The following is a 25,180-nucleotide window of genomic DNA, read 5'->3' on the forward strand; positions in this document are numbered from 1 at the left end:
GCAAGGTTCGAATCAGAGCGCGGGAATATCACCCCTCGCCCATCCTTCCCAGGTTTCGGCGGAAAAATCGCCGAAGCGCCCGTCGGCAATCGATATGCGGATGCCCTTCATCAGATACTGATAATAGGCCAGGTTATTCCAGGTCAGGAGCATTGCGCCGAGCGCTTCACCGGATTTTACCAGATGGTGCAGATAGGCGCGGCTATAGTCGCGCGATGCCGGACAATCCGATTCCGGATCGAGCGGGCGATGATCGTCTGCATGGCGCGCATTGCGCAAGTTCACCTTGCCAAAGCGCGTGAAAGCAAGGCCGTGGCGGCCTGCGCGCGTCGGCATCACGCAATCGAACATGTCGATCCCGCGCGCCACCGACTTCAGAATATCGTCCGGCGTGCCGACACCCATCAGGTAGCGCGGCTTTTCCGATGGCAGGATCGGGCAGACCACTTCCAGCATGTCGAGCATGACCTGCTGCGGCTCGCCGACCGCAAGTCCACCGACCGAATAGCCCTTGAGATCCATGGCCCTCAGCGCTTCCGCCGATTTCTCGCGCAGGTGTGCAACGTCGCCGCCCTGCACGATGCCGAACATCGCCTTTCCCGGCTGATTGCCGAAAGCGACCTTGCAGCGCTCGGCCCAGCGCAGCGACAATTCCATTGCGCGCTCGGTGTTCTTTTCCGGTGAAGGCAGCGCCACGCATTCATCAAGCTGCATCTGGATATCGCTATCCAGCAGCCCCTGAATCTCGATGGATCGCTCCGGCGTCATTTCATAAGGCTTGCCGTCGATATGCGAGCGGAATGTCACGCCTTTCTCGTCGAGCTTGCGCAATTGCGCGAGCGACATGACTTGAAAACCGCCGGAATCGGTCAGGATCGGGCCTTTCCAGCCGCCGAACTCATGCAGGCCACCCAGCCGCGCCACGCGCTCGGCACCCGGCCGCAGCATCAGGTGATAGGTATTGCCAAGGATGATATCGGCGCCAAGTTCTTTCACTTGGTCCATATACATGGCCTTGACCGTGCCAGCCGTACCGACCGGCATGAAGGCAGGTGTGCGCACCACGCCGCGCGGCATGGAAATCTCGCCCTGACGAGCAGCGCCGTCGGTTGCCAGCACTTTGAATTCGAAGTTTTCGCTTGTCTTTAGATTTTCCAGAGTCATGCGGTGTCTTTAGCTTTGTCGGCTCGCTCAAGCAAGCTGCCGTCACCATAGGAATAAAAGCGATAGCCATTGCTGATGGCGTGCTCATAGGCTGCGTGCATCGTCTCAAAGCCGCTGAAGGCCGATACCAGCATGAACAGCGTCGAGCGCGGCAGATGGAAGTTGGTCATCAGCAGATCGACTGCACGGAACTTGTAGCCCGGCGTGATGAAGATATCGGTCGCACCGGCCCACGGACGGATGATGCCATCTTCGCCCGCAGCACTTTCGATCAGGCGCAGCGACGTCGTACCGACGCAGATGATCTTGCCGCCCCGCTCGTGCACAGCATTGAGCGCATCGGCGGTCCGCTGCGACACATAACCGATTTCAGAATGCATCTTGTGGTCGGTCGTATCGTCGGCCTTGACCGGCAAGAACGTTCCCGCTCCCACATGCAGCGTTACGAAATGTTCTTCAACGCCTTTGGCCTTGATCTTTTCCAGAAGATCGGGCGTGAAATGCAATCCGGCAGTGGGAGCGGCAACAGCGCCCTCCTCGCGGGCATAGACCGTCTGATAGTCCTTGCGGTCGCGCTCGTCTTCGGCGCGCTTCGACGCGATATAGGGTGGCAGTGGAATGTGCCCGACCGATGCGATGGCCTCATCCAGCATGGCGCCGGAAAGGTCGAACACGAGAAGCGCTTCGCCCGCATCGCCCTTTTCCGCCACGGTGGCATCAAGTGTACCAAGGAAGCAGCTTGAACCGGAATGGCCGAAACGGATGCGGTCGCCCTCCTTTACGCGCTTGCCCGGACGCAGAAACGCTTTCCAGCGACCCGGACCGGTGCGCATATGCAACGTGGCGCTGACCTGCGAAATATTGCCATCGCGCTCGCGCATGCCTTCAAGCTGCGCGGGTATCACCTTGGTATCATTGAAAACAAGCGCATCGCCGGGTTGCAACAGATCGGGCAATTCGAATACCTGTCGATCTTCGAATGGCTGGCCGGGACGGACACGCAACAATCTGGCGTGGTCACGCGGCTCCGCTGGACGCAGAGCAATGCTCTCTTCCGGCAAATCGAAATCGAAAAGATCAACACGCATTATGAACCTCATGACTACGGCCCCGGTATGAACCGGAGCCGTAATTTCTCAATGAAATCGGTAGGATCAGATGTCGGCAGCGATGCGGGCCGTCACGATCGTGTCCGGATCGGCAACAGGCTCACCGCGCTTGATCTTGTCGACATTGTCCATGCCTTCAATGACCTGGCCCCAGACGCTGTACTGGCGGTCGAGCCACGGAGCGTCGGCAAAGCAGATGAAGAACTGCGAATTGGCCGAATTCGGGTTGGCCGAACGGGCCATCGAAGCAGTGCCACGCTTGTGCGGCGTGTTGGAGAATTCAGCCTTCAGATCTGGCTTGTCCGAACCGCCCATGCCCGCACGCGAGCCATTGAAATGCGCGCCGCCGGTCTTGCCGAACTTTACGTCGCCAGTCTGGGCCATGAAGCCGTCGATTACGCGGTGGAACACAACGCCGTCATAAGCGCCTTCGCGAGCCAGTTCCTTGACGCGCGCAACATGATCCGGCGCGAGGTCTGGATAGAGTTCAAGAACGACGTTGCCCTTGGTGGTTTCCAGAACGAGCGTGTTTTCAGGGTCTTTGTAAGCCATTGGGCCTCTCCTTGTATTTACTTCTTATCGTATTTTACTTTTTATCGGCCTGAAGCGTGGCCTTGATGATCTTGTCGGGGTTTTCCACGGCGCCATTATCGGCTTCGCTACCCTTCTTTATCTTGTCGACGATATCCATGCCGCTGACAACCTTGCCGACCACGGTGTACTGGCCGTTGAGGAATGCGCCGTCCGCAAACATGATGAAGAATTGCGAATTGGCTGAGTTCGGGTTCTGGCTGCGGGCCATGCCGACCGTGCCGCGCACGAAGGGTTCTTTCGAGAACTCTGCCGGAATATCGGGATAGTCGGAACCGCCGGTGCCGACGCGCGAAGCATCGAAACCCTTGTCCACGTTACCGAACTTTACATCGCCGGTCTGTGCCATGAAGCCTGGAATGACGCGGTGAAATGCAACGCCGTTGTAGGCGCCTTCCCCAACCAGCTTTTCAATCTGGGCGACATGCTTCGGCGCGAGGTCGGGACGAAGCTGGATGGCAACGTCGCCGTCCTTCAGCTTGAGAACGACGGTGTTTTCGGCATTGGCGGCGGAAGCCGTCTGGACCGCTCCTTGCGACAGCGCGATAAAGGCAACAGCGGCAAGCGCCGAACGGATGAAAGACATGATCGAAAAACTCCCTGCAGTCAGGATTTGAATTTGGTGTTCAAGGCGGCAGCAACAGCCGCAGGAACGAAGGGCTTTATATCGCCGCCCATGGAGGCAATCTGGCGGACCAATGTGGCGGTAATTGTGCGTACTGCCGGGTCTGCTGGCAGGAACACGGTCTGCAATTCGGGCGCCATAGTGCCGTTCATGCCCGCCATCTGCATTTCATAGTCGAGATCGGTGCCATCGCGCAAACCACGCACCATCAATTGTGCGGCATGTTTGCGTGCTGCATCGATGACCAGTCCGTCGAAGGAAATGACCGAAACCCGGCCTGCATCCTTGCCCAATATGGCCTTGGAGCTTTCACCGATGAGCGCCACGCGTTCCTCGAAGGTGAAGAGAGGTTTTTTGCCGGGATGAACGCCGATCGCGACAATAACCTCGTCGGCAAGGCGTAGGGCACCTTTAAGGACATCCATATGGCCGTTTGTCACCGGGTCGAAGGAGCCCGCATAAATCGCGATCGTCATTTCTTCCAGCTAGCCTTTTCTGACGGGATTTTCAACAAGAACCACTGCGATAAGAAAACAGAAACCAAGAAACCAGATGAACGCGATATGAACAGCGATTTCACGACAAGTTCACAACCGATTTACCAAGATAGGTGCAAGTTTGGTGCAACCTTTTCGCTTCTGAAGCGTATGTATGTCGAAAGGATAACACGATGATGATCTTTCTTCTGGCATTATCCATGATGGTCGCGATGGCTGCATCGGCAATCATACTGCTTCTCGAAGAGAACGAGTCCAAGCGTCAGCGCGTGCGTCAGGTGACATTTGACATCAATAGCTTGCGCAACATGCGTTCGCGCTAAGTATTAGCAGCCGAGTTCACGCAATAGCGTTGGAGCTTGCTGTGAAAGAGTTTCTGTGATCGCCAATTCCTCCAGTCTTGGCATCTGAAAAAGGCCGATGGTTCCCGCCATCGGCCTTTTTCATTGATCTATATAAAAAGCCCGGGTCCGTTGGTTTGTCGCATTATCCGACGCAAAACCGTTTCCCACTTTTGGCTCGAAAATGCTCTAACCCGGGCTTCTCTATTATTCTTCGGTACCTGTGCTTGGTGCTTCGCCTTCAGAAGCTGCCTCGCCCTCACTGCCGTTTTCTTCGTCGCTATCCGCTTCGGATATGCGTTCGACCGAGACAACCTTTTCGCCATCCGCCGTGTTGAAGATCGTGACGCCCTTGGTGGAACGTCCGGCAATACGGATACCGTCGACCGGTACGCGAATGAGCTGTCCGCCATCGGAAACAAGTAGAATCTGGTCGCTCGCCTCGACCGGGAACAGGGCAACGAGCTTGCCGATTTCGTCGGTCTTCGACGTGTCGGTAGCGCGGATGCCCTTGCCGCCACGGCCTGAAACGCGGAACTCGTAGGACGAGGAACGTTTGCCGTAACCGTATTCGCTGACAGTGAGCACGGTTTCTTCGCGGGCCTTCAGCTCCTGATAGAGCTCCTCGGTCAGTTCCGCATCGGTTCCGACTTCCTCGCCGACGACCACGATGTCGTCTGCGTCGTCCGCACCCTGCGCCCTGCGCTCGGCAATCGAACGCTTGAGATAGGCAGAACGGGTTGATGCATCGGCATCGACGTGATGCAGGATCGCCATGGAGATGACCTTGTCGCCATCGGCCAGGTTGATGCCGCGCACGCCGATAGAATTACGGCCTGCAAAGACGCGCACATCGGTAACCGGGAATCGAATGCACTGGCCACCGGCGCAGGTCAGAAGCACGTCGTCGAATTCCGTACAGGTATCGACCGAGAGGATTTCATCGCCCTCGTCTTCCAACTTCATCGCGATCTTGCCATTGCGGTTGACCTGAACGAAGTCCGACAGCTTGTTACGGCGAACCGTACCGCGCGTGGTCGAGAACATGACGTCGAGATTTGCCCAGGATTCTTCATCCTCCGGCAACGGCATGATTGTGGTGATGCGCTCGCCCTGCTGCAACGGCAGCATGTTGATGAGCGCCTTGCCACGCGACTGCGGCGTGCCGACGGGCAGACGCCAGACCTTCTCCTTGTAGACAATGCCACGCGAGGAGAAGAACAGAACCGGCGTATGCGTATTGGCGACGAACAGGCGGGTGACGAAATCCTCGTCCTTCGTGGCCATGCCGGACCGGCCCTTGCCGCCACGGCGCTGCGCACGATAGGTCGTCAGCGGAACGCGCTTGATATAGCCTGCATGGCTGACGGTGACGACCATATCCTCACGGGCGATCAGGTCTTCGTCATCCATTTCGGCGCCACCGAAACCGATTTCGGTGCGGCGTGGCGTGGCGAACTCGTCACGAACCGCAATCATCTCATCCTTGACGATCGTCATCACGCGTAGGCGCGACGAGAGAATGTCGAGATAATCACGGATTTCCTCACCGATCTTGTTCAGTTCGTCCGCCACTTCGTCGCGACCGAGCGCGGTCAGGCGCTGCAGACGCAGATCGAGAATGGCACGAGCCTGTTCTTCGGAGAGGTTATAGGTGTCGTCTTCATTGATACGATGGCGCGGATCGTCGATGAGACGGATCAGCGGAGCCACATCGGCTGCAGGCCAACGACGTTCCATCAACTGCTCGCGGGCCGTCGTTGGATCGGGCGCACGACGGATGAGTGCAATCACCTCATCGATATTGGCGACCGCAATTGCAAGGCCGACCAACACATGCGCGCGGTCGCGCGCCTTGTTGAGCAAGAACTTTGTGCGGCGCGTCACGACTTCCTCGCGGAAGGCAACAAAAGCGCGCAGCATGTCGAGCAGATTGAGCTGTTCCGGCTTGCCGCCGTTCAGCGCCACCATGTTGCAACCGAACGAGGTCTGCAGCGGCGTGTAACGATAGAGCTGGTTCAGAACGACATCGGCAACGGCATCGCGCTTGAGTTCGACCACGACGCGATAGCCTTCGCGGTCGGATTCGTCACGCAGATCGGAAATGCCTTCGATGCGCTTGTCGCGCACCAGTTCGGCCATTTTCTCGATCATCGAAGCCTTGTTCACCTGATACGGGATCTCGGTGATGATAATGGCTTCGCGGTCACCGCGCATCGGCTCAATGGTGGCCCGTCCGCGCATGATCACAGAACCGCGCCCGGTCGTGTAGGCGGAATTGATGCCTGCGCGTCCGAGGATGATGCCACCGGTCGGGAAATCCGGACCAGGGATGATCTCAATCATTTCTTCCAGCTGAATGGCCGGATTCTCGATGAGCGCTACGCAGCCGTCAATGACTTCACCGAGATTGTGTGGCGGAATGTTGGTCGCCATGCCGACAGCGATACCGCCCGAACCGTTGACGAGCAGGTTCGGGAAGCGTGCAGGCATAACCACAGGTTCCTGCTCGCGGCCGTCATAATTGTCCTGGAAGTCGACCGTGTCCTTGTCGATGTCCGACAGGATGGATTCGGTAAGCTTTTCCAGACGGCATTCGGTGTAACGCATCGCTGCCGGCGGATCGCCGTCGATGGAGCCGAAATTGCCCTGCCCGTCGACAAGCGGATCGCGCATGGAGAAATCCTGCGCCATACGCACGAGAGCGTCATAAATAGAAGCGTCGCCATGCGGGTGATACTTACCCATGACCTCACCGACCACACCCGCCGACTTACGGTACGGGCGGTTATAGGCGAGGTTCATCTCGTTCATGGCGTGGAGAATGCGGCGATGTACGGGCTTCAGGCCGTCGCGCACATCGGGCAGCGCACGGCTCACGATAACGCTCATCGCGTAATCGAGATAGGAGCGCTGCATCTCCTCGATAATGGAAATCGGTTCGATACCGCTAGGGCCGCCGTTTGGGCCACCATTCATATCGTCGGAACCGGGTGGAGGCGTTTGATCTGACACTATTCAGATTTCTTTCTCAACAGAATCGATAAAGTCACTTTATAACGGAAACCAGCAAAAAACGCCAATTTCACGACCGTTTCGGCGGGCTATTTCCGTCTGTCAATTCAATGACTTAAAAGATATTCACATAAAGATTGAGCAACGATGTTGCCCGTACTGGCGCTTTGCGTCGACCATGTGCCACTGATCGTCTACAATTCATGTATCCGATTGAGCATAACATGCCAACAAGAAGGGCGCGTGCAGTATGGGGTTCTACGATACGGTTTTCAGCGCGTTCGTCACCCTGCTTGTTACAATCGATCCGCCCGGACTGGCGCCATTGTTTCTGGCGCTCACGCCGGGCATGGAGCGGCACCACCGCGGACAGGTGGCGCTTCGCGCCTCCATCATCGGTTTTATCGTGATGGCGCTCTTTGCCATTGCGGGCGCGCAGATACTCGGCATGTTCGGCATTACCATCGGTGCGTTCCGCGTTGCCGGTGGCCTGTTACTGTTCTGGATCGCATTTGAGATGATTTTCGAGAAGCGGACAGAGCGCAAGGAAAAGAGCGCCGAGGTGGCCATCACCAAGGACCATATCCGCAATATTGCCGCCTTCCCACTTGCCATTCCACTGATTGCCGGTCCGGGCGCAATTTCGGCTATCGTTCTGACCTCGGACTCATTCCATGGCGTCGGGCCGCGTTTGGCCCTTCTTGGCGTAATTTTCGTCTGCCTGCTGATTACCTATCTCGTGCTGTTGCTGGCAGAGCGGGTCGACCGGTTTCTCGGCGAAACCGGCCGTTCCATCCTGACACGCCTTCTCGGCGTCATTCTAGCCGCACTTGCGGTTCAGTTCGTTGCCGATGGCATCAAGACACTCATCAGTGGTTAAGCCGATTTCTGTGCCTTCTTGCCAATCATGGCGTGACGAAGCTTGGACGAGAACCAGTCGATCACGGCAACAGCGATCAGGATCATGATGATCAGGAAGGAAACGTCCTGAAGGTTCAGAACCTTGATCTGTTCCGCCAGATGCGCGCCGATACCGCCTGCCCCGACAATACCAATGATCGTCGCCGAACGGGTGTTTGACTCGAAGAAATAAAGCACCTGACTGCCGATCAGAGGCAGAACCTGTGGCAGCACGCCGAAGCGATAGCCGTGCAGCTTGCCGCCGCCCGACGAGACCACGCCTTCGACCGGCTTCTTGTCAGCACCTTCAATGGCTTCCGAGAACAGCTTGCCGAATGCGCCGAAATCCGAGCAGGCGATGGCGAGAATACCGGCGAAAGGTCCAAGCCCCACAACCGACACCCAGATCAGTGCCCATATCAGCGTATCGACGCCGCGAATGGTATCGAGGAAGCGGCGAATGCCAAAATGCAGGAAGACATTCGGAATGATGTTCTTCGCCGCCAGAAAACCGAATGGAAAAGCGAGGATCGCTGCCAACAATGTGCCGAGATAGGCAATCGCCAGCGTTTCCATCATAGACCACAGATAAAGACTGAAACGACCGCCGGACGATGGCGGCATCATCATCAAGGCGAAATCACCGAGGCGACCGAGGCCGTTTAGAATGCGCAGCAGTGAAAAATCGAGCCAATAGAAAGCGAACCAGACTGAAGCGATAAGCGCTACGGTTAAAATCGCCAGATTACGCCATGTGCGCCCATTGCCGAACAGATCGGCATATTCGGTCCTCAATTCCTTTTCGTGCGCATGTGCTTCGCGGGAGAGACTTTGTGCAATGTCGGTCATAATTCTCTCCTCAACCAATACGGCCAAGCAGTGCGTGACGCACGCGCTGGGTGACAAGATCGATCACGACGATCGTCACGATGATCAGCAGCAGAATGGCGCTGACATCGCTGTAATAGAACTGGCGAATCGAGGTGAGCAGTTCCTGCCCGATACCGCCTGCCCCCACAAAACCCATGACGGAAGCACCGCGCACGTTGACTTCAAAACGCAGCAGGCCATAGGAAGCAAAATTTGCGGCCACTTGTGGCAGCACGGCAAAGCGGATGACCTGCAGGCCGGAGCCGCCCGATGCGCGAATACCTTCGACCGGGCGCATATCGATATTCTCGACGACTTCGGAGAACAGCTTGCCCAGTGCCCCTGTTGTATGAAGCATCAGTGCCAGCACACCGGCCATCGGCCCAAGACCGAAGGCGATAACGAACAGCAGCGCGAAGACGATTTCAGGAACCGTACGCAACAGCTCCAGCCCGCGACGAACGATGAAGCGAACCGTCGAATTCGGAGCCATGTTGGATGATGCTGCGAAGGAAGCCGCAAAAGCGACCACAGCACCGATCAACGTCGCCAGATAGGCGATCAACAGCGTCTCAAACAGCATCTTGAGCCAGCCGCCGAGGTTCCAGTACCAGGCAGCGAGGTCGCCCCAGAAATTGGCGATGGTCAGATCCGGCAGAATGCGACCGAGGTAGCTTGTAAAGCGAAAGAGATTTTCGACCAGTGTGCCCGGCCGAACATCGGCAACGACGGAGGCAGCAATGGCGACAACGACAAGCGCGAGGAGCAGCGCGATACCGTAGAGACGCCGTTTGCCGACTTCTCTTCGATAATCGGCAAGAAGAGTTTTTGCACCGTTGCCGTCGAGTGAGGATACCGTCATGCGAGATTCCTTTAATCAAGCATGATCTTGTCCGAAAACCGGTTCCCACTTTTCGGGATCATGCTCTAAAAAAATGCCCGAAGCTTTTGCGGCTTCGGGCACTTCAATTGTTCTACGGATTAGGACTTGCGAGCCTTGTCGTTGAACTTGAGCATCTCGATGATTGGTTCGAAATCCTTAGCTTCGGTCGCTACGAATTCCTGATCCTTGCCGTCGGAAAGGGCATCAAAACCTGCCTTGTCCTTCTTCGGCATGTCGAGGAAAGCCTGCTTGATGTCGGCCTTCAGCTGGTCTGGAAGAGTGTTGAGAACAGCGAACGGACCTTCTGGAAGGAAGTCCGACTTGAAGATGACGCGGAAATCGTCCTTCGTCATTGCCTTGCCGTCAGCATCCTTCAGCACGCCGCGGCTGACCATGCGGGTCAGGTTGGAATCGTTTTCCGAGTTCCAGGAGTTGGCAGCGGCATCAGCGGTGCCCTGCGCAAGAGCAAGAACTGCATTTTCATGGCTGCCAGCAAAGAAGTTCTTACCGAAGAACGTATCGACGCTATAGCCTTCGCGGTTGAGGAAGAAGCGCGGAGCATTGTTGCCCGACGTGGAGTTCGGATCAACGAGAGCAATGGTCTTGCCCTTCAGGTCATCCATTTTCTGGTACGGGCTGTCGGCGCGAACATAAACGACAGAGTAGTAGCCGTTGACACCGGTGTCATGGCGCTGGTTGACAAGTGGTGTGGTTTCAACGCCGGTCATGACAGCGCGCGCATAGGAAGCCGGGCCATAGAATGCGATCTGGATGTTGCCGGCGCGCTGGCCTTCGATGACGGCGGCGTAGTCGTTGGCGACGCGCAGCGTGACCTTGGTGCCAAGTTCCTTGCCGAGATATGCAGCCAGAGGCGCATAACGGTCGGAAGTGGTCGAGGCGTTTTCAGCCGGGATAACGCCCAGAACGATTTCCGGATAATCCTTGCTCCAGTCAGCAGCTTGAGCGGTGGAGGCCATCATTGGCATGGTCAGCGTTGCGGTAAGCACAGCCGCCGCCAGAAAGTTTCTACGGTTAAGCATAGGTATCTCCTGTTAATCCTGAGTTTGGAGCGTGTTTTTTTCCGGAGCTTTATGCGCTCAGGCGGAAAGCTGGCGCAGAACGGCTTCAGCCGACTGCGGAACTGGCATTGGCATTGGTTCGCCCTGCTGTTCGTCGGCGTCGATGACGTCAGCGGCTTCCATGCCGTAAAGGTCGCGTGATGCCATATCTGTCAGCATCGACGGTGTGCCACGGAATACGATCTTGCCGGCAGACATGCCGACGAGGCGGTCGCAATAGCTGCGCGCAATATCGAGCGAGTGCAGATTGCAGAGGACCGTGATGCCATATTCGCGATTGATGCGGCGCAGGGCGTCCATGACGCTGCGGGTGTTGCGCGGATCGAGCGATGCAATAGGCTCGTCGGCAAGAATAATGCGTGGCTGCTGCACGAGCGCGCGGGCAATCGCCACGCGCTGTTGCTGGCCACCCGAAAGTTCATCGGCGCGGTGCGCCGCAAGATGCGCAATATCGAACTGCTGCAGAGCGGAAAGCGCGATCAGGCGTTCTTCGTCGCTCCAGATACGCAGGAGCGACTTGGGCGTCGAAACATAGTTGAGACGCCCCATCAGAACATTGGTCAGAACATCCAGACGATCAACCAGATTGAAATGCTGGAAAATCATCGCACATTGCGCGCGCCAGTCACGCAATCCCGAGCCTTTAAGGCCCGTAACATCACGACCATCCCAGTGAATTGTTCCCTCGGACGGCTCGACAAGGCGATTGATCATACGCAGAAGCGTCGACTTGCCTGCGCCTGAGCGCCCGATAATTCCCACAAACGTGCCCGGCTCGATTTCGAGGTCCACGCCCGAAACCGCCACCTTGTCATTATAGCGGCGCGTTATGTTGTTCAGTTGAAGCATGAATTCGTCTCCATTCATGCTCACTTTGAATTGCTTCCATGACACTGCAATGAAAGCATAATGACGTTTGTGTAAATTTACACGCCGCTATAGAGATTTCACCTAAGCAATTGTTTTAACAGTTATTTCCTTCAAATGATGAAGGAAGGTCTCTGTGGATGCATTGACATCACCTGAATTGTCTATTGTGACAACATCTCGGGCATCGTCATCGAAGCTCACTTCACGCGCAAGCCGCGCGGTGATTTCTTCCCGGCTTTCACGACCACGCGACGCAAGCCGTTCTGCCAGAACGTCCGGTCGGGCTGTTATCACGACCACAGAACGTGATTTGTAGAGCCTGCGAATATCGCCAAGCACTCGCCGTGAAACGTTGGCGATCACCACCGTACCGTCGGCGATTTCATCCTCCAGTGATTTTGGCAATCCATAGCTCAGGCCATGCGCCTGCCAGTGCAGAGCGAAGGCTCCCTCGCCTGCAGCTGTTGCAAAAGATGCTTCATCCAGACTGTCATGATCTTCCGTGCCTGGCATTTGCGGGCGGGTGATGATGCGGCGCACAAAATGAAAACGCGTGTCGCCCGCAAGAGCCACACGCGCTGCATCCATGATCGTATCCTTGCCGGCCCCGCTGGGGCCGACGACGGCGACGAAACAGCCTTTCGGCATATCGGATTGCATCTGCATCAAAGCACCCGATCACCTTCGCGCCAGACCGTGCGGACAACCGGGATTGCACCTTTCGGGCGCACGCGAACGAGATCGGCGCGCTTGCCGATGGCGATTTCGCCGCGATCATCCATAGCCATGGCGTCCGCAGGATTCTTGGTCACGAGGCGGACAGCCTGTGGCAGCGCAATCGGACGTTCGCCCGAAGCAAGACCGAAAGCCGACTGAATGAGGCTGAACGGAATATAGTCCGAAGACAGGATATCGAGGCTGCCATTATCGACGAGATCGCGTGCGGCAATATTGCCGGAATGCGAGCCACCGCGAACGATGTTCGGCGCGCCCATCAGGATCGAGAGGCCTGCGCCTTTCGAAGCATTGGCCGCTTCCATCGTGGTTGGAAACTCGGCAATCCGCACGCCATGGTCGAGCGATTCATCGACATGCGCACTGGTCGCATCGTCATGGCTAGCCAGAACGATGCCACGTGTCGCAGCCATTTCGGCAATGGCGCGGCGATGATTGGCCGAATAGGCGTCCGAATCCGCCATGCGCTTCTCACAATGCACCCGGAACTCCTCATCCGTGAGCTTCATCTTGCGCATGTAATAAGTGCGATAGGTCTCAAGATCAACGAATTGACGCTGTCCCGGCGCATGATCCATCAGCGAAGCGAGTTTTACGCGGTCATCGCCCGCAAAAAGCTCGAACGTTTCGAGACAATCTGCCGAAGATACTTCGCAGCGCAGATGCAAAAAGTGGTCTGCACGCAGGCGATTTTCGCGAACACCGCTTTCAATGGCATCCGCAAGCATCCGCATATCCTTACCAACGAAGTCGCGGTCATAATCGGAGCCGACACGCATCGCATCGAAAACCGTCGTGATGCCCGATGCTGCAACCTGCGCATCATGGGCCTGAACCGCAGCGTCGACATTCCAGCGCACTTTCGGACGCGGCGCGTAATGGCTTTCCAACTGGTCGGTGTGCAACTCGATGAGGCCCGGAATGACATAATCGCCATCCATGTCTTCGCCGCCATTGGCATAGCCCTGATCGATGGCTGCAATTTTGCCGTCACGGATCAGGATAGAACCGGAAACAATCTCGTCAGCGAGCACAATCTGCGCATTTTTCAGAACGATTTCATTAGCCATGGGATAGCTCTTTCATCACCGCATTCGTGTTAGCGGTAGTTTCATATTTCGATAGGAAAGCTTCGATATCGAGCGCGCGGAAATCATCGAGCGCTTCGCGCAGACGCTCATGGCTCCAGTTCCACCAGGCCAGTCGATCCAGACGATTGCCCGTTGCGGCATCGAAACGTTCGCGAATGAGACGCGCCGGAACACCACCAACAATCGTATAGGGCGCAACGTCCTTGCTCACCACCGCCCCGGCACCGACAACGGCACCATTGCCAACCGTCACACCCGGCAAAATGGTGGAGCCATGGCCGAGCCAAGTGTCATGACCGATCTTCACCGCATTGCCACGACGCCACTCGAAAAACTCCGTCTCATCCTTTTCCTCCGGCCAGTAATCACCGGCGCGGTAGGTGAAATGATGCAGCGTCGGACGCCATGTCGGATGATTGGTGGCGTTGATGCGCACATGGCTGGCGATATTGGAAAACTTGCCAATCTCCGCACACCAGATTTCGCAATCGATGCCGAGATAGGAATAATCATCGAGCACAGTTTCCGAAACGCGGCTGCGCTCGCCTATCTCTGTGTAGCGACCGAGTGTGCAACCGCTGACGATGGCGGTTTCATGCACCAGCGGTTCTACCGATAGCTTGGTCATGCGGCGGCCCTCGGAGAGAAAGCTGTCACGTCGATAATCCGGTCCGCAACCTCCGTACGCACATCTTCATCGTGGAAGATACCTAGCATGGCGACGCCCTCCTCCTTCTTGGTCTTGATGAGATCAACCACGACCGCACGGTTCTTCGCATCAAGCGAGGCGGTCGGCTCATCGAGCAGCAGTATCGGATGATCCGTGATGAAACCGCGCGCGATGTTCACGCGCTGCTGTTCGCCACCCGAGAAAGTCGCAGGCGGCAAGGCCCAAAGCCTTTCTGGCAGATTGAGCTGTGACAGAAGCTCGCGAGCGCGGGTCAGCGCCAGTTCGCGATCGACGCCACGCCCAACTAGAGGCTCGGCAACCACATCGATTGCCGCGACGCGCGGCAATGTGCGCAGAAACTGGCTGACATAGCCAATCGTATCGCGCCGAACGGCCAGCACTTCGCGCGGATCGGCTGTTGCCAGATCCACCATACGGTCTTCGTGACGAATGAGGATCGAGCCTGCATTCACAGCGTAATTGCCATAGACCATCTTGAGAATGGAGCTTTTACCGGCACCGGAAGGTCCGCCAAGCACTGCGCATTCGCCTGCTTCCAGATTGAAGTCCACGTTACTTACGACTGGCAACTGAATGCCACCCTGCAAGTGCATCGTGAACGTCTTCGCCAGACCCGACACCGCCAGCGGAGAGGATGTTCTAACTTGTGTCATTTCTCACCTCACGCATGAAGTTTCGCCAATTTACGAACAACACGCTGCAAACATCTGTTTTAATTTACTAAACCTGCAGAATAGACGATACGAGCAGTTGCGTATATGGCGCCTGCGGGTCATCCAGGACGCGGTCGGTCAGGCCCTGTTCGACAATATGGCCGTCTTTCATGACCATGATGCGATGGGACAGAAGCCGGGCTACGGCAAGATCGTGAGTAACGATAATCACCGACAGACCAAGATCGCTGACGAGGCCGCGCAAAAGATCGAGAAGACGTGCCTGCACGGACACGTCGAGACCGCCGGTCGGTTCATCCATGAAAACAAGGCGCGGAGCGGTCACCAGATTGCGGGCAATCTGCAAGCGCTGGCGCATGCCGCCAGAGAAGGCACGCGGCTGATCGTCGATACGGTCGGAAGCGATTTCGACACGTCCCAGCCATTCGGTGGCCGTCGAGCGGATATTACCGTAATGGCGTTCTCCGACTGCCATCAGGCGTTCGCCCACGTTGGCACCAGCCGAAACCGTCATGCGTAATCCGTCTGCAGGGTTCTGGTGCACAAAACCCCAGTCGGTCCGCATCAGGAAACGGCGTTCCGCTTCGCCAATCTTGTATAGATCGCGGAATTCACCGTCACGCATCCGGTATTCGACGGTACCCGAAGTCGGCTCCAGACGGGTTGCCAGACTGTTCAGGAGCGTCGTTTTGCCGGAGCCGGATTCACCCACAATGGCCAGCACTTCGCCTGGCCACAGATTGAAAGAAATGTCTGCACAGCCACGGCGATTGCCGTAAAACTTCGACAGGCTGTTTACTCTCAGCAGGGGTTTGCTGTTCATTCCGCAGCCTCCTTGTTTGCAGCCAGATGACCGAAATGGCCGTTGGCCTGACGGTCTTCGCAAAAATCAGTGTCGGAGCAGACGAACATCGAGCCGCCGCGATCATCGAGCACGACTTCATCCAGATAGACGCCCTTCGCGCCGCATAGCGCACAGGGTTCCTTGAACTTCTGCACTTCGAACGGATGATCCTCGAAATCGAGGCTGACCACCTGCGTATAAGGTGGGACGGCATAGATGCGCTTTTCGCGACCGGCACCGAACAGCTGCAATGCCGGAGACATATGCATTTTCGGATTGTCGAATTTCGGCGTCGGCGAAGGCGCCATCACATAGCGCCCTTCGATCATCACCGGATAATCGTAGGTCTTGGCGATATGACCGTGACGCGCAATGTCCTCGTAAAGCTTCACATGCATGAGGCCATATTCGGCGAGCGCGTGCATCTTGCGGGTTTCGGTTTCGCGTGGCTCCAAAAAACGTAGTGGCTCGGGGATCGGCACCTGATAGACAATCACCTGCCCCTCGGTCAGCGGATATTCCGGGATACGGTGGCGGGTCTGGATGATGGTCGCCTCGCCCGTATGGGTGGTGACGGCGACATCGGCAGTCTTCTGGAAGAAGGCGCGGATAGAAACGGCATTGGTCGTGTCGTCGGCACCCTGATCGATGACCTTCAGCACATCATCCGGCCCCAGAATGGCAGCCGTCACCTGCACGCCGCCGGTGCCCCATCCATAAGGCATCGGCATTTCACGGCTGGCAAAAGGCACCTGATAGCCCGGTATTGCGATGGCCTTCAGGATGGCGCGGCGGATCATCCGCTTGGTCTGTTCGTCCAGATAGGCGAAGTTATAATTGGCCAGATCGCTCATTCTGCGGCCTCCTTCGTTACGCCTTCAGTCTCATTGTGCGCTTGGTCATATTCCGCACGCATGCGGCGGATGAGATCGAGTTCTGCCTGGAAATCCACGTAGTGCGGCAGTTTCAGATGCTCGACGAAACCCGTCGCCTGCACATTGTCGGAATGCGAGATGACGAATTCCTCGTCCTCGGCAGGTGCCGTCACATCCGCATCGAATTCCCGCACGCGCAGTGCACGGTCGCAGAGCGACATGGACATGGCCTTGCGTTCGCTCTGGCCGAACACCAGACCGTAACCGCGCGTGAATTGCGGCGGCTGCTTGGCCGATCCCTTGAACTGATTGACCATCTGGCATTCGGTCAGCTGCACGCGACCGAGCGAGACGGCAAAACCAAGTTCGGGCACATCGAACTCGACATCCACTTCGCCAATGCGGATTTCGCCGACGAAAGGATGGTTATTGCCATAGCCGCGCTGGGTGGAATAGCCGAGTGCCAGCAGGAAACCTTCATCACCGCGTGCCAATGCCTGAAGGCGCAGATCGCGCTCCATCGGGAATGTCCAAGGTTCGCGGGTCAGGTCGCCCGGTTCGTGACCTTCCGGCAGGGAACCATCATCCTCAATCATGCCAACCGCACCAAGAATATCGGTTACACGCGGCGTCTCTTCCTTCACGGCTTCCCGCATTTCGGGTTCCGGAACGGCAACATCACCGGCCAGATCTGGGTCGAGCAGACGATGCGTGTAATCAAAGGTCGGTCCGAGCAACTGACCGCCCGGCAGATCCTTGTAGGTCGCAGAAATGCGGCGTTCGATCAGCATTTCAGCGGTTTCCATCGGCCGCGAATAGCCAAAACGCGGCAAGGTTGTGCGGTAGGCGCGCACCAGAAAGATTGCCTCGATCAGATCGCCGCGCGACTGACGAACAGCAAGTGCCGCCAGTTCGCGATCATAGAGCGAACCTTCGGCCATGACGCGATCAACCGCCAGCGCCAGCTGTTCGGCAATCTGGTCGAGACGCAGAGCCGGAACCGAACGATCGCCGCGACGACGATCATCGAGAAGACGGTGTGCATTATGGATGGCCGTTTCGCCACCCTTTACGGCAACATACATTTTCAGCCCTCCAGAGCGGAAACGCGAGTTGTGCGGGGAAGCGCTGCAACAGCGCCGTCGCTGACCAGAACAAGATCAATGCCGAGCGGGTATTGTGCGCCGTTCTCACGCCATTGCTGGATGAAATCCTGCGGCAGGCCTTCAACCTGAAGTGCACGTTCGCCATCGATACCGGGGCCTTTCAGCTCAAAGTCCTGTCCGCTTGTCAGCGACGCAACAGCGAGAACGACGGTTGTCGAACGGTCGGGAAATTCGGCATCACCCTGCGAAAACCCTGCCAGAGACGGCAGCAGCGAAACATTGCTGGCCAGAGCGAATTGTGCGGCATCCGCACTTTCGACACGCGGCGCGCCCGTGTGGAAAGTGAGCCAGGCGGTTGCGCTTTCATCAACTGCTATCGCTGCATCGCACCAGACAGTCGCATCGTGATCGAGCAGGGTTGCTGCAATCACGCCCAGTTCAGGCGTCAGCGGCTGCGGTGGGGTGGCTGCGCGAGCCAGAGGATAGATGCGACCGGGATTAGCCATGGCGTGCATGACGGCATGAAAAGCCGACTGCGCATTCGTCACCGGATCGGCAAAGCCACCCTCAAACGCGGAGGAAGTGCTGTTTTCGAGAGAAAAAGGAAGCATCAATTGTCTCCCCGGACCATTGTGAAGAAATCGACCTTGGTAGCGGCGGCTTCGCCGCGCAGCTTGACGTCGGCATCGTCCAGCCGCTTGCGCAAGACATTCAGCACTTGTGCCTCCACGGCATCGCGATGGCCTTCATCGAGCCACAATGCATCAAAGACAGCGGCAAGCCGCGCCTTTTCCTGATCGCGACCGAGCGCATAAGAGTGGCCGACCGAACCGTCGGAGAGCCGCACCGTAGCGCGCGTCACCGTTGCCTCGCCGACATTGAAGGGTGCGCCGCCGCCGCCAATGCGGCCACGCAGCATTACGAGACCGGTTTCCGGTCCGCGCAGAACTTCAAATTCCGGCTTGTTGGACCATGCCTGCCAGAAAGCTTGCAGCTCTTCGCCGCTTGCACGTGCAAGAACTGCCATGCTTGCCTGTCGTGCGGCTTGAACTGAATCTGGCACTGCATCCGGCACCGTTCCGCTTTCAGTGGCGGAACCGGCTCCGCCTCCCTTCGCACTTTGCTCCGTACCGTACATGAGCTTCCCTGCCCTGTTAGTTCCAGAGCGCGCTTTGACCTGATTGCATCAGATCGTCGCTCTGGAGTTTGTTTTGAGGCGCATCTTGTCCGAAAACCGTTTCATGTTTTTCGGGATGCACTCCCGTTGACTTGATCTCTCAAATTGTCTAGTTATATAGACAACTATACAATACCAGAATGATTACACCCTGCCAATGACAGGACGATGACAGTTGATGACAAAGACCAGACGAATTGAGAGAAACAGCGGCGTGGCGATCTGGAGGCAGATTGCCGACGAGATACGCGGTGAGATCAGGGCTGGCAGGCTTCAGTCCGGTGCGCGTATGCCCGCCGAGATGGAACTTGCCGACAGGTTTGGAGTCAATCGCCATACGGTGCGCAGCGCCATTGCCGCGCTGACGCAGGAAGGCGTGCTGCGTGCCGAGCAAGGGCGCGGCACCTTCGTTGCCAATGCAAAGCGCCTCACCTACCAGATCGGACGTCGCACCCGCATTTCGCAATCGCTCGCTTCGCAGGTGCGCGACATGAAGGGCGCGCTGCTCGCTTCCGGCACAGCGCCTGCCTCTCCGGATATAGCCGAGGCGCTAGAGATAGAGCCTGGTTCACCTGTCCTGCGGCTCGAAACCTTGCACAGCGCTGACGGACGCCCCGTGTCGCGCGCAACGCTCTGGATCAGTGCCGAACAATTTCCCGAAATTGCCGAGGATTATGCGGAAAGCGGTTCCATCACCGAGGCTTTCCGAAAAGCAGGTATTGCCGATTACTTCCGTAAATCGACAATCATATCCGCCCGCCATGCGGATTCGGATGATCTGAAACATTTGAAGCTTTCGCCCGGCGCCATTGTACTGACGGCCAAGGCGATCAATGTGAATACCGATGGAGTGCCGATCCAGTATTCGCTGACACGGTTTTCAGCGGATAATATGGAGTTTTCTATCGACACGTATCCCGGTGACCCGCAGATGAATGACATGAACTGAAGCATGCTAGCGCTGAACTGCTCTCGAAGCTGTTATGAACGCGGTGCCGTTGAGCGCCTCCAAATCAGACAGGAAACCTCCGATGGCCGTGACCATTCTTCATAATCCAAAATGCGGCACCTCGCGCAACACGCTGGCAATGATCCGTGCGAGTGGCGAAGAGCCCGTCATTATCGAATATGTGCAGAATCCACCCACGCGGGAACGTCTGGTCGGTCTGCTGGCGGCAATGAACATGACACCACGCGAACTGCTGCGCGAAAAAGGCACGCCCTATGCTGAACTCGGGCTGTCCGATCCGAAATGGACTGACGACGAGCTGATCGACTTCATGATGGCCCATCCAATTCTGATCAACCGGCCCATCGTCGAAACGCCGCGCGGCACCAGCCTTTGCCGTCCCTCTGAGCTGGTTCTGCCGCTTCTGGAAAATCCGGTCGCATCATTCACCAAAGAAGACGGTGAGCAGGTTAAATTTGAGGGCAAATCACGCTGACGAGCTCGCGATCAGACATCATTTTCCTAGAGAATCGGAAGTATGATCCAATAAAAAGGCGCTGTAAAACAGCGCCTTATCAAATTTAACTTATAAACTGGATTATATCCGTTCTCAGAATGGAATTTCGTCGTCCAGATCGCGCGAGAAGCCACCGCTGCTGCCACCCTGATTGGATGGGCCGGACGAGCCGAAATCACCGCCGCCACCAGAATAGTCAGACATCTGGTTGCGGTTGCCGCCACCGCCGCCGAACGAACGGCCTTCACCGCCGCCTTCACCACGGCTATCGAGCATCTGCAGTTCACCACGGAACTTCTGCAGCACGACTTCCGTCGAATAACGGTCATTGCCGTTCTGATCCTGCCACTTGCGGGTCTGGAGCGCGCCTTCGATGTAAACCTTGGCGCCCTTCTTCAGATACTGTTCCGCAACCTTGGCGAGGTTCTCATTGAAGATGACAACGCTGTGCCATTCGGTGCGGTCTTTGCGTTCGCCGCTCTGGCGATCGCGCCAGCTTTCCGACGTTGCAATGCGCAGATTGGCAACCACGTCGCCGGAATTCAGACGACGAATTTCCGGATCGGCACCAAGATTGCCGACCAGAATGACTTTATTGACGCTACCAGCCATCGAAAATTACTCCGGGTCTTGCATGCACACTCTTTCCGCACTGCTTCGCGCGGACAAGAGGCACTTTTCAAATGAAAGATCAGGCGCAACAATGCGCCATCACCACAAACTCATATGTTCACCTTACAGGACTGGCTCAAAGCGTGCTCAATCCGGGCCGGTGAATTCTTCAATGTCCACAGAGTTTATGTTCTTGTTTTGTTCAAAATGCAACCTTCCAACATTAAAAAGCCTTGTGTTCGCCATAAATTTCAGTGGGTTTTTGCACCGTTTACCGCGCTGATAGTGCAGTTTTCCTCATTTCAGAGGCTGAAACTGCATCTGCCTTAATTTCAAAACAGCCTTGCCGACTACCGTCATAAAGCAATAGCTGCCTGCGCTTGGCAAACGGGATCAGCTTCCAAGGAAAAGCCCTGCCGCTCACTGTATCTTTGGCGCGCAGGGCTTGGGGTTTGAGCAATGCTCATGTGTCGACATTAATTCGTCGGCAGGTCTTTTCGGATCACAAAGGCGCACGGCCATTTGCATTCCGCGCAAATTCAAATTGTCGGCAATCACACTTTCGATCAACGAGGCATCATTCCTTGCGAAAAGATGCTGCCGCAACCGAAACGGATTGTGCTTTCATCTCTGTGAAAGCTAGGCACTGTAGTCAGGTGGACTCATGCTCCTTTACCTCCCTACTGGGTCTCCCCGCCTCCTGCGGACCTCTTGCCGATGCCGTGTCATCCCACCGCGGCACCTCTCCGCTATCAGCGAGTAAGGGTAGTCTGCTCCTGTCAGGAGTGACAGTCAACGCTCTTGCGTTCACATTTCGTATCGCCTATCAGAAGGCTGGTTGTTCGATATTTGTTCTAATGATAAGAGTGCACCGATGAATGACCGGAGCCCCCTTCTTATTGGAGGGTTTCACCCCATATTAGACACCGGCGCGACGTGTTTTACCATTCGGCGCCCGTTATCCATGGCATCATGAGCAGGCAGGACGCGGAATGAGCGATCAGAAATTCATTTCCATACGTGGCGCGCGCGAACACAATCTGAAAAATGTCGATCTCGATCTGCCTCGCGACAAGCTGATCGTGATGACAGGGCTTTCCGGCTCGGGCAAATCCTCGCTTGCCTTTGATACGATCTATGCGGAAGGCCAGCGCCGTTATGTCGAAAGTCTTTCGGCCTATGCGCGCCAGTTCCTCGAAATGATGCAGAAGCCGGATGTCGACCAGATCGACGGCCTCTCTCCTGCCATTTCCATCGAGCAGAAGACGACGAGCCGCAATCCGCGTTCGACGGTCGGCACCGTCACCGAAATCTACGATTACATGCGCCTGCTCTTTGCGCGCGTGGGCGTGCCCTATTCGCCTGCAACCGGCCTTCCCATCGAGAGCCAGACCGTCAGCCAGATGGTTGATCGGGTCATGGCGCTGGAAGAAGGCACGCGCCTTTATATCCTCGCGCCCATCGTTCGTGGCCGCAAGGGCGAGTACAAGAAGGAGCTGGCAGAGCTTCAGAAGAAGGGCTTTCAGCGCGTCAAGGTGGACGGTACCTTCTATGAAATCGCCGATGTTCCGGCGCTGGACAAGAAGTACAAGCACGACATCGATGTCGTAGTCGACCGTGTCGTGGTGCGGCCTGACCTGTCGACCCGCCTCGCCGACAGTCTTGAAACCTGCCTCAAGCTTGCCGAAGGTCTGGCCGTCGCCGAGTTTGCTGATAAGCCGCTGCCGCCTGAAGAAACGGCTGAAGGTGGTGGTGCCAACAAGTCGGCCAACGAAACGCATGAGCGCATTCTGTTTTCGGAAAAGTTTGCCTGCCCGGTTTCCGGTTTCACCATTCCAGAAATCGAACCGCGCCTGTTCTCGTTCAACAACCCGTTCGGCGCCTGCCCGACCTGTGATGGTCTCGGCACGCAGCAGGCCATTGATCCGAACCTGATCGTTCCCGACGAAACGGCAGTATTGAAGGACGGCGCGATTGCCCCATGGGCGCGGTCTTCGTCGCCCTATTACAATCAGACGCTGGAAGCGCTTGGCAAAGCCTATGGCTTCAAGATCGGTGCGCGCTGGGTTGATCTTTCGGAAGAAGCCCAGCAGGCCATTCTCTATGGCACCAAGGGCAAGGAAATCACCTTCCAGTATGATGACGGCCTGCGTTCCTACCAGACGACGAAGCCTTTTGAAGGCGTGATCCCCAATCTGGAGCGCCGCTGGAAGGAAACCGACTCTGCCTGGTCGCGCGAAGATATCGAGCGCTTCATGGCCTCGACTCCCTGCCCTTCCTGTAACGGCTACCGCCTGAAGCCGGAAGCGCTTGCGGTCAAGGTTGGCATGAAGCATGTCGGCGAGATCACGGAAATGTCGATCCGCAAGGCCGACGCCTGGTTCCGCGACATCGATAGCAGCTTTAACGACAAGCAGCGCGAGATTGCCGCCCGCATCCTCAAGGAAATCCGGGAGCGCCTGCAGTTCCTCAACGATGTCGGCCTCGACTATCTGACGCTGGCGCGCAATTCCGGCACGCTGTCGGGCGGTGAAAGCCAGCGTATCCGTCTTGCCTCGCAGATCGGTTCCGGCCTGACCGGCGTGCTTTACGTGCTGGATGAACCATCCATCGGCCTGCATCAGCGTGATAATGCGCGTCTCCTCGACACGCTGCGCCATCTGCGCGATCTCGGCAACACGGTCATCGTGGTCGAGCATGACGAAGATGCGATCCTGACTGCCGACTATGTGGTCGATATCGGCCCTGCGGCAGGTGTCCATGGCGGCAAGATCATCGCTCAAGGGTCGCCGCAGGACGTGATGTCCAATGCGAACTCGCTGACCGGCAAATATCTGTCAGGCGCGATGGAAGTTGCCGTTCCGGCGGAACGTCGCAAGATTTCAAAGTCCAAACGCATCAAGGTCGTCGGCGCGCGGGGCAACAATCTGAAAAATGTCTCGGCGGATATTCCGCTAGGAACCTTTACCGCTGTCACCGGCGTTTCAGGCGGCGGCAAGTCCACCTTTCTGATTGAAACCCTGTTCAAGGCCGCTTCGCGCCGCATCATGGGTTCACGTGAACATCCGGCGGAGCATGACCGCATCGAGGGGCTGGAGTTCCTCGACAAGGTGATCGATATCGACCAGTCGCCGATTGGTCGTACGCCTCGTTCCAACCCGGCAACCTATACCGGCGCCTTCACACCGATCCGCGACTGGTTTGCGGGTTTGCCGGAAGCCAAGGCGCGCGGTTATCAGGCGGGCCGCTTCTCGTTCAATGTGAAGGGCGGACGCTGCGAGGCCTGTCAGGGCGATGGCGTCATCAAGATCGAGATGCACTTCCTGCCGGATGTCTATGTGACTTGTGATGTCTGTCACGGCAAACGCTACAACCGCGAAACGCTGGAAGTCCTGTTCAAGGGCAAGTCCATCGCCGATGTGCTGGATATGACAGTCGAGGAAGGCGCGGAGTTTTTCTCCGCCGTGCCTGCCGTTCGCGACAAGATGGAAACGCTCGTCAAGGTGGGTCTCGGCTATATTAAGGTCGGCCAGCAGGCGACGACGCTTTCGGGGGGGGAAGCACAGCGCGTGAAGCTTGCCAAGGAACTGTCACGCCGCGCAACGGGCCGCACGCTCTATATTCTGGACGAACCAACAACCGGCCTGCACTTCCACGATGTGGCGAAGCTGCTTGAAGTGCTGCACGAGCTGGTGGAACAGGGCAACACAGTCGTTGTGATCGAGCATAATCTCGAAGTCATCAAGACTGCCGACTGGGTCATCGACCTTGGACCGGAAGGTGGCGATGGCGGCGGCGAGATTGTTGCCGTGGGCCGTCCGGAAGACATCGTGCAGGAAAAACGCTCCTACACCGGCCACTTCCTCAAGGAACTGCTGGAACGCCGTCCCAAGCGCAGTTCAGAGGCTGCTGAATAAGCGGCAGGCAAAGAGAGTTATCGGAAGCCGGGCCCAGTGCCCGGCTTT

Annotated in this window: 25 protein-coding genes; 5 read left to right on the forward strand and 20 right to left on the reverse strand. The window is 56.9% G+C overall.

Going from position 1 to position 25,180, the window contains the following annotated elements; genetic code table 11:
• Positions 1–12: 12 nt before the first annotated feature.
• The 5 genes from tgt to coaD form a co-directional block, all read right to left on the reverse strand.
• The gene (tgt, locus tag AAE521_RS03345; protein WP_342060463.1) at positions 13–1,164 is read right to left on the reverse strand and encodes a tRNA guanosine(34) transglycosylase Tgt; all 1,152 of its coding nucleotides are present in this window, start codon (positions 1,162–1,164) and stop codon (positions 13–15) included.
• Positions 1,161–2,252, reverse strand: a complete 1,092-nt coding sequence (gene queA, locus AAE521_RS03350) for a tRNA preQ1(34) S-adenosylmethionine ribosyltransferase-isomerase QueA (protein WP_071632831.1) — start codon at positions 2,250–2,252, stop codon at positions 1,161–1,163. The genes tgt and queA overlap by 4 nt, the downstream gene beginning before the upstream one ends.
• A 66-nt stretch (positions 2,253–2,318) precedes the next feature.
• Complete coding sequence (locus tag AAE521_RS03355) at positions 2,319–2,825, reverse strand: peptidylprolyl isomerase (RefSeq protein ID WP_012092069.1); 507 nt, start codon at positions 2,823–2,825, stop codon at positions 2,319–2,321.
• A gap of 34 nt (positions 2,826–2,859) precedes the next feature.
• Positions 2,860–3,450, reverse strand: coding sequence for a peptidylprolyl isomerase (locus AAE521_RS03360; protein ID WP_012092070.1), 591 nt, complete (start codon positions 3,448–3,450; stop codon positions 2,860–2,862).
• A gap of 20 nt (positions 3,451–3,470) precedes the next feature.
• Positions 3,471–3,965, reverse strand: coding sequence for a pantetheine-phosphate adenylyltransferase (coaD, locus tag AAE521_RS03365; RefSeq protein ID WP_012092071.1), 495 nt, complete (start codon positions 3,963–3,965; stop codon positions 3,471–3,473).
• A gap of 194 nt (positions 3,966–4,159) precedes the next feature.
• Between coaD and AAE521_RS03370 the strand changes: the two genes are divergently transcribed.
• Positions 4,160–4,309: a hypothetical protein gene (locus AAE521_RS03370; protein ID WP_010660118.1), complete on the forward strand. Its 150-nt coding sequence runs from the start codon at positions 4,160–4,162 to the stop codon at positions 4,307–4,309.
• Positions 4,310–4,534: 225 nt separating this feature from the next.
• Here AAE521_RS03370 and gyrA read toward each other — a convergent pair whose 3' ends face one another.
• Positions 4,535–7,306, reverse strand: coding sequence for a DNA gyrase subunit A (gene gyrA / locus AAE521_RS03375; protein ID WP_071632853.1), 2,772 nt, complete (start codon positions 7,304–7,306; stop codon positions 4,535–4,537).
• 286 nt (positions 7,307–7,592) lie between these two features.
• Between gyrA and AAE521_RS03380 the strand changes: the two genes are divergently transcribed.
• Positions 7,593–8,222 (forward strand): MarC family protein, encoded by a 630-nt coding sequence (locus AAE521_RS03380; protein WP_071632830.1) that lies wholly within the window; start codon positions 7,593–7,595, stop codon positions 8,220–8,222.
• Here AAE521_RS03380 and phnE (AAE521_RS03385) read toward each other — a convergent pair.
• From phnE (AAE521_RS03385) to phnG, 13 genes are all read right to left on the reverse strand, one after another.
• Positions 8,219–9,091, reverse strand: a complete 873-nt coding sequence (phnE, locus tag AAE521_RS03385; RefSeq protein ID WP_010660121.1) for a phosphonate ABC transporter, permease protein PhnE — start codon at positions 9,089–9,091, stop codon at positions 8,219–8,221. The two genes, AAE521_RS03380 and phnE (AAE521_RS03385), sit on opposite strands and share 4 nt — an antisense overlap.
• Positions 9,092–9,101: 10 nt before the next feature.
• The gene (phnE, locus tag AAE521_RS03390; RefSeq protein WP_010660122.1) at positions 9,102–9,974 is read right to left on the reverse strand and encodes a phosphonate ABC transporter, permease protein PhnE; all 873 of its coding nucleotides are present in this window, start codon (positions 9,972–9,974) and stop codon (positions 9,102–9,104) included.
• 119 nt (positions 9,975–10,093) lie between these two features.
• Entirely contained in the window at positions 10,094–11,035 is a 942-nt protein-coding gene (gene phnD, locus AAE521_RS03395) for a phosphonate ABC transporter substrate-binding protein (RefSeq protein WP_342060464.1), read from the reverse strand.
• Between the two features lie 57 nt (positions 11,036–11,092).
• Positions 11,093–11,923, reverse strand: coding sequence for a phosphonate ABC transporter ATP-binding protein (phnC, locus tag AAE521_RS03400; protein WP_071632852.1), 831 nt, complete (start codon positions 11,921–11,923; stop codon positions 11,093–11,095).
• Positions 11,924–12,025: 102 nt separating this feature from the next.
• Complete coding sequence (gene phnN / locus AAE521_RS03405; RefSeq protein WP_342060590.1) at positions 12,026–12,604, reverse strand: phosphonate metabolism protein/1,5-bisphosphokinase (PRPP-forming) PhnN; 579 nt, start codon at positions 12,602–12,604, stop codon at positions 12,026–12,028.
• Between the two features lie 5 nt (positions 12,605–12,609).
• Entirely contained in the window at positions 12,610–13,749 is a 1,140-nt protein-coding gene (locus AAE521_RS03410) for an alpha-D-ribose 1-methylphosphonate 5-triphosphate diphosphatase (protein ID WP_043061723.1), read from the reverse strand.
• Positions 13,742–14,398 (reverse strand): DapH/DapD/GlmU-related protein, encoded by a 657-nt coding sequence (locus AAE521_RS03415; protein WP_342060465.1) that lies wholly within the window; start codon positions 14,396–14,398, stop codon positions 13,742–13,744. Before AAE521_RS03415 ends, AAE521_RS03410 begins: the two co-directional genes overlap by 8 nt.
• The gene (gene phnL, locus AAE521_RS03420) at positions 14,395–15,114 is read right to left on the reverse strand and encodes a phosphonate C-P lyase system protein PhnL (RefSeq protein ID WP_342060466.1); all 720 of its coding nucleotides are present in this window, start codon (positions 15,112–15,114) and stop codon (positions 14,395–14,397) included. Before phnL ends, AAE521_RS03415 begins: the two co-directional genes overlap by 4 nt.
• Before the next feature lie 67 nt (positions 15,115–15,181).
• Entirely contained in the window at positions 15,182–15,958 is a 777-nt protein-coding gene (phnK, locus tag AAE521_RS03425) for a phosphonate C-P lyase system protein PhnK (protein ID WP_071632826.1), read from the reverse strand.
• Positions 15,955–16,833, reverse strand: coding sequence for an alpha-D-ribose 1-methylphosphonate 5-phosphate C-P-lyase PhnJ (locus AAE521_RS03430; protein ID WP_342060467.1), 879 nt, complete (start codon positions 16,831–16,833; stop codon positions 15,955–15,957). Before AAE521_RS03430 ends, phnK begins: the two co-directional genes overlap by 4 nt.
• Positions 16,830–17,939: a carbon-phosphorus lyase complex subunit gene (locus AAE521_RS03435; RefSeq protein ID WP_010660131.1), complete on the reverse strand. Its 1,110-nt coding sequence runs from the start codon at positions 17,937–17,939 to the stop codon at positions 16,830–16,832. Before AAE521_RS03435 ends, AAE521_RS03430 begins: the two co-directional genes overlap by 4 nt.
• 2 nt (positions 17,940–17,941) lie before the next feature.
• A complete protein-coding gene (phnH, locus tag AAE521_RS03440) occupies positions 17,942–18,571 on the reverse strand; it encodes a phosphonate C-P lyase system protein PhnH (RefSeq protein ID WP_342060468.1) in 630 nt (209 codons plus the stop codon).
• On the reverse strand, positions 18,571–19,098 hold the full coding sequence (gene phnG, locus AAE521_RS03445) for a phosphonate C-P lyase system protein PhnG (RefSeq protein ID WP_080641751.1): 528 nt from the start codon (positions 19,096–19,098) through the stop codon (positions 18,571–18,573). The genes phnH and phnG overlap by 1 nt, the downstream gene beginning before the upstream one ends.
• A gap of 214 nt (positions 19,099–19,312) precedes the next feature.
• Here phnG and phnF point away from each other — a divergent pair, with 214 nt between their 5' ends.
• Positions 19,313–20,086, forward strand: coding sequence for a phosphonate metabolism transcriptional regulator PhnF (gene phnF, locus AAE521_RS03450; RefSeq protein ID WP_342060469.1), 774 nt, complete (start codon positions 19,313–19,315; stop codon positions 20,084–20,086).
• An 82-nt stretch (positions 20,087–20,168) separates the two neighbouring features.
• Positions 20,169–20,582, forward strand: coding sequence for an arsenate reductase (glutaredoxin) (gene arsC / locus AAE521_RS03455; protein WP_342060470.1), 414 nt, complete (start codon positions 20,169–20,171; stop codon positions 20,580–20,582).
• 114 nt (positions 20,583–20,696) lie between these two features.
• Here arsC and ssb read toward each other — a convergent pair whose 3' ends face one another.
• Positions 20,697–21,215: a single-stranded DNA-binding protein gene (gene ssb / locus AAE521_RS03460; RefSeq protein ID WP_029924876.1), complete on the reverse strand. Its 519-nt coding sequence runs from the start codon at positions 21,213–21,215 to the stop codon at positions 20,697–20,699.
• Between the two features lie 992 nt (positions 21,216–22,207).
• Between ssb and uvrA the strand changes: the two genes are divergently transcribed.
• Positions 22,208–25,132, forward strand: a complete 2,925-nt coding sequence (uvrA, locus tag AAE521_RS03465) for an excinuclease ABC subunit UvrA (protein ID WP_342060471.1) — start codon at positions 22,208–22,210, stop codon at positions 25,130–25,132.
• Positions 25,133–25,180 lie beyond the last annotated feature (48 nt).

Source organism: Brucella cytisi (assembly GCF_038433355.1).
Taxonomy (GTDB): domain Bacteria; phylum Pseudomonadota; class Alphaproteobacteria; order Rhizobiales; family Rhizobiaceae; genus Brucella; species Brucella cytisi.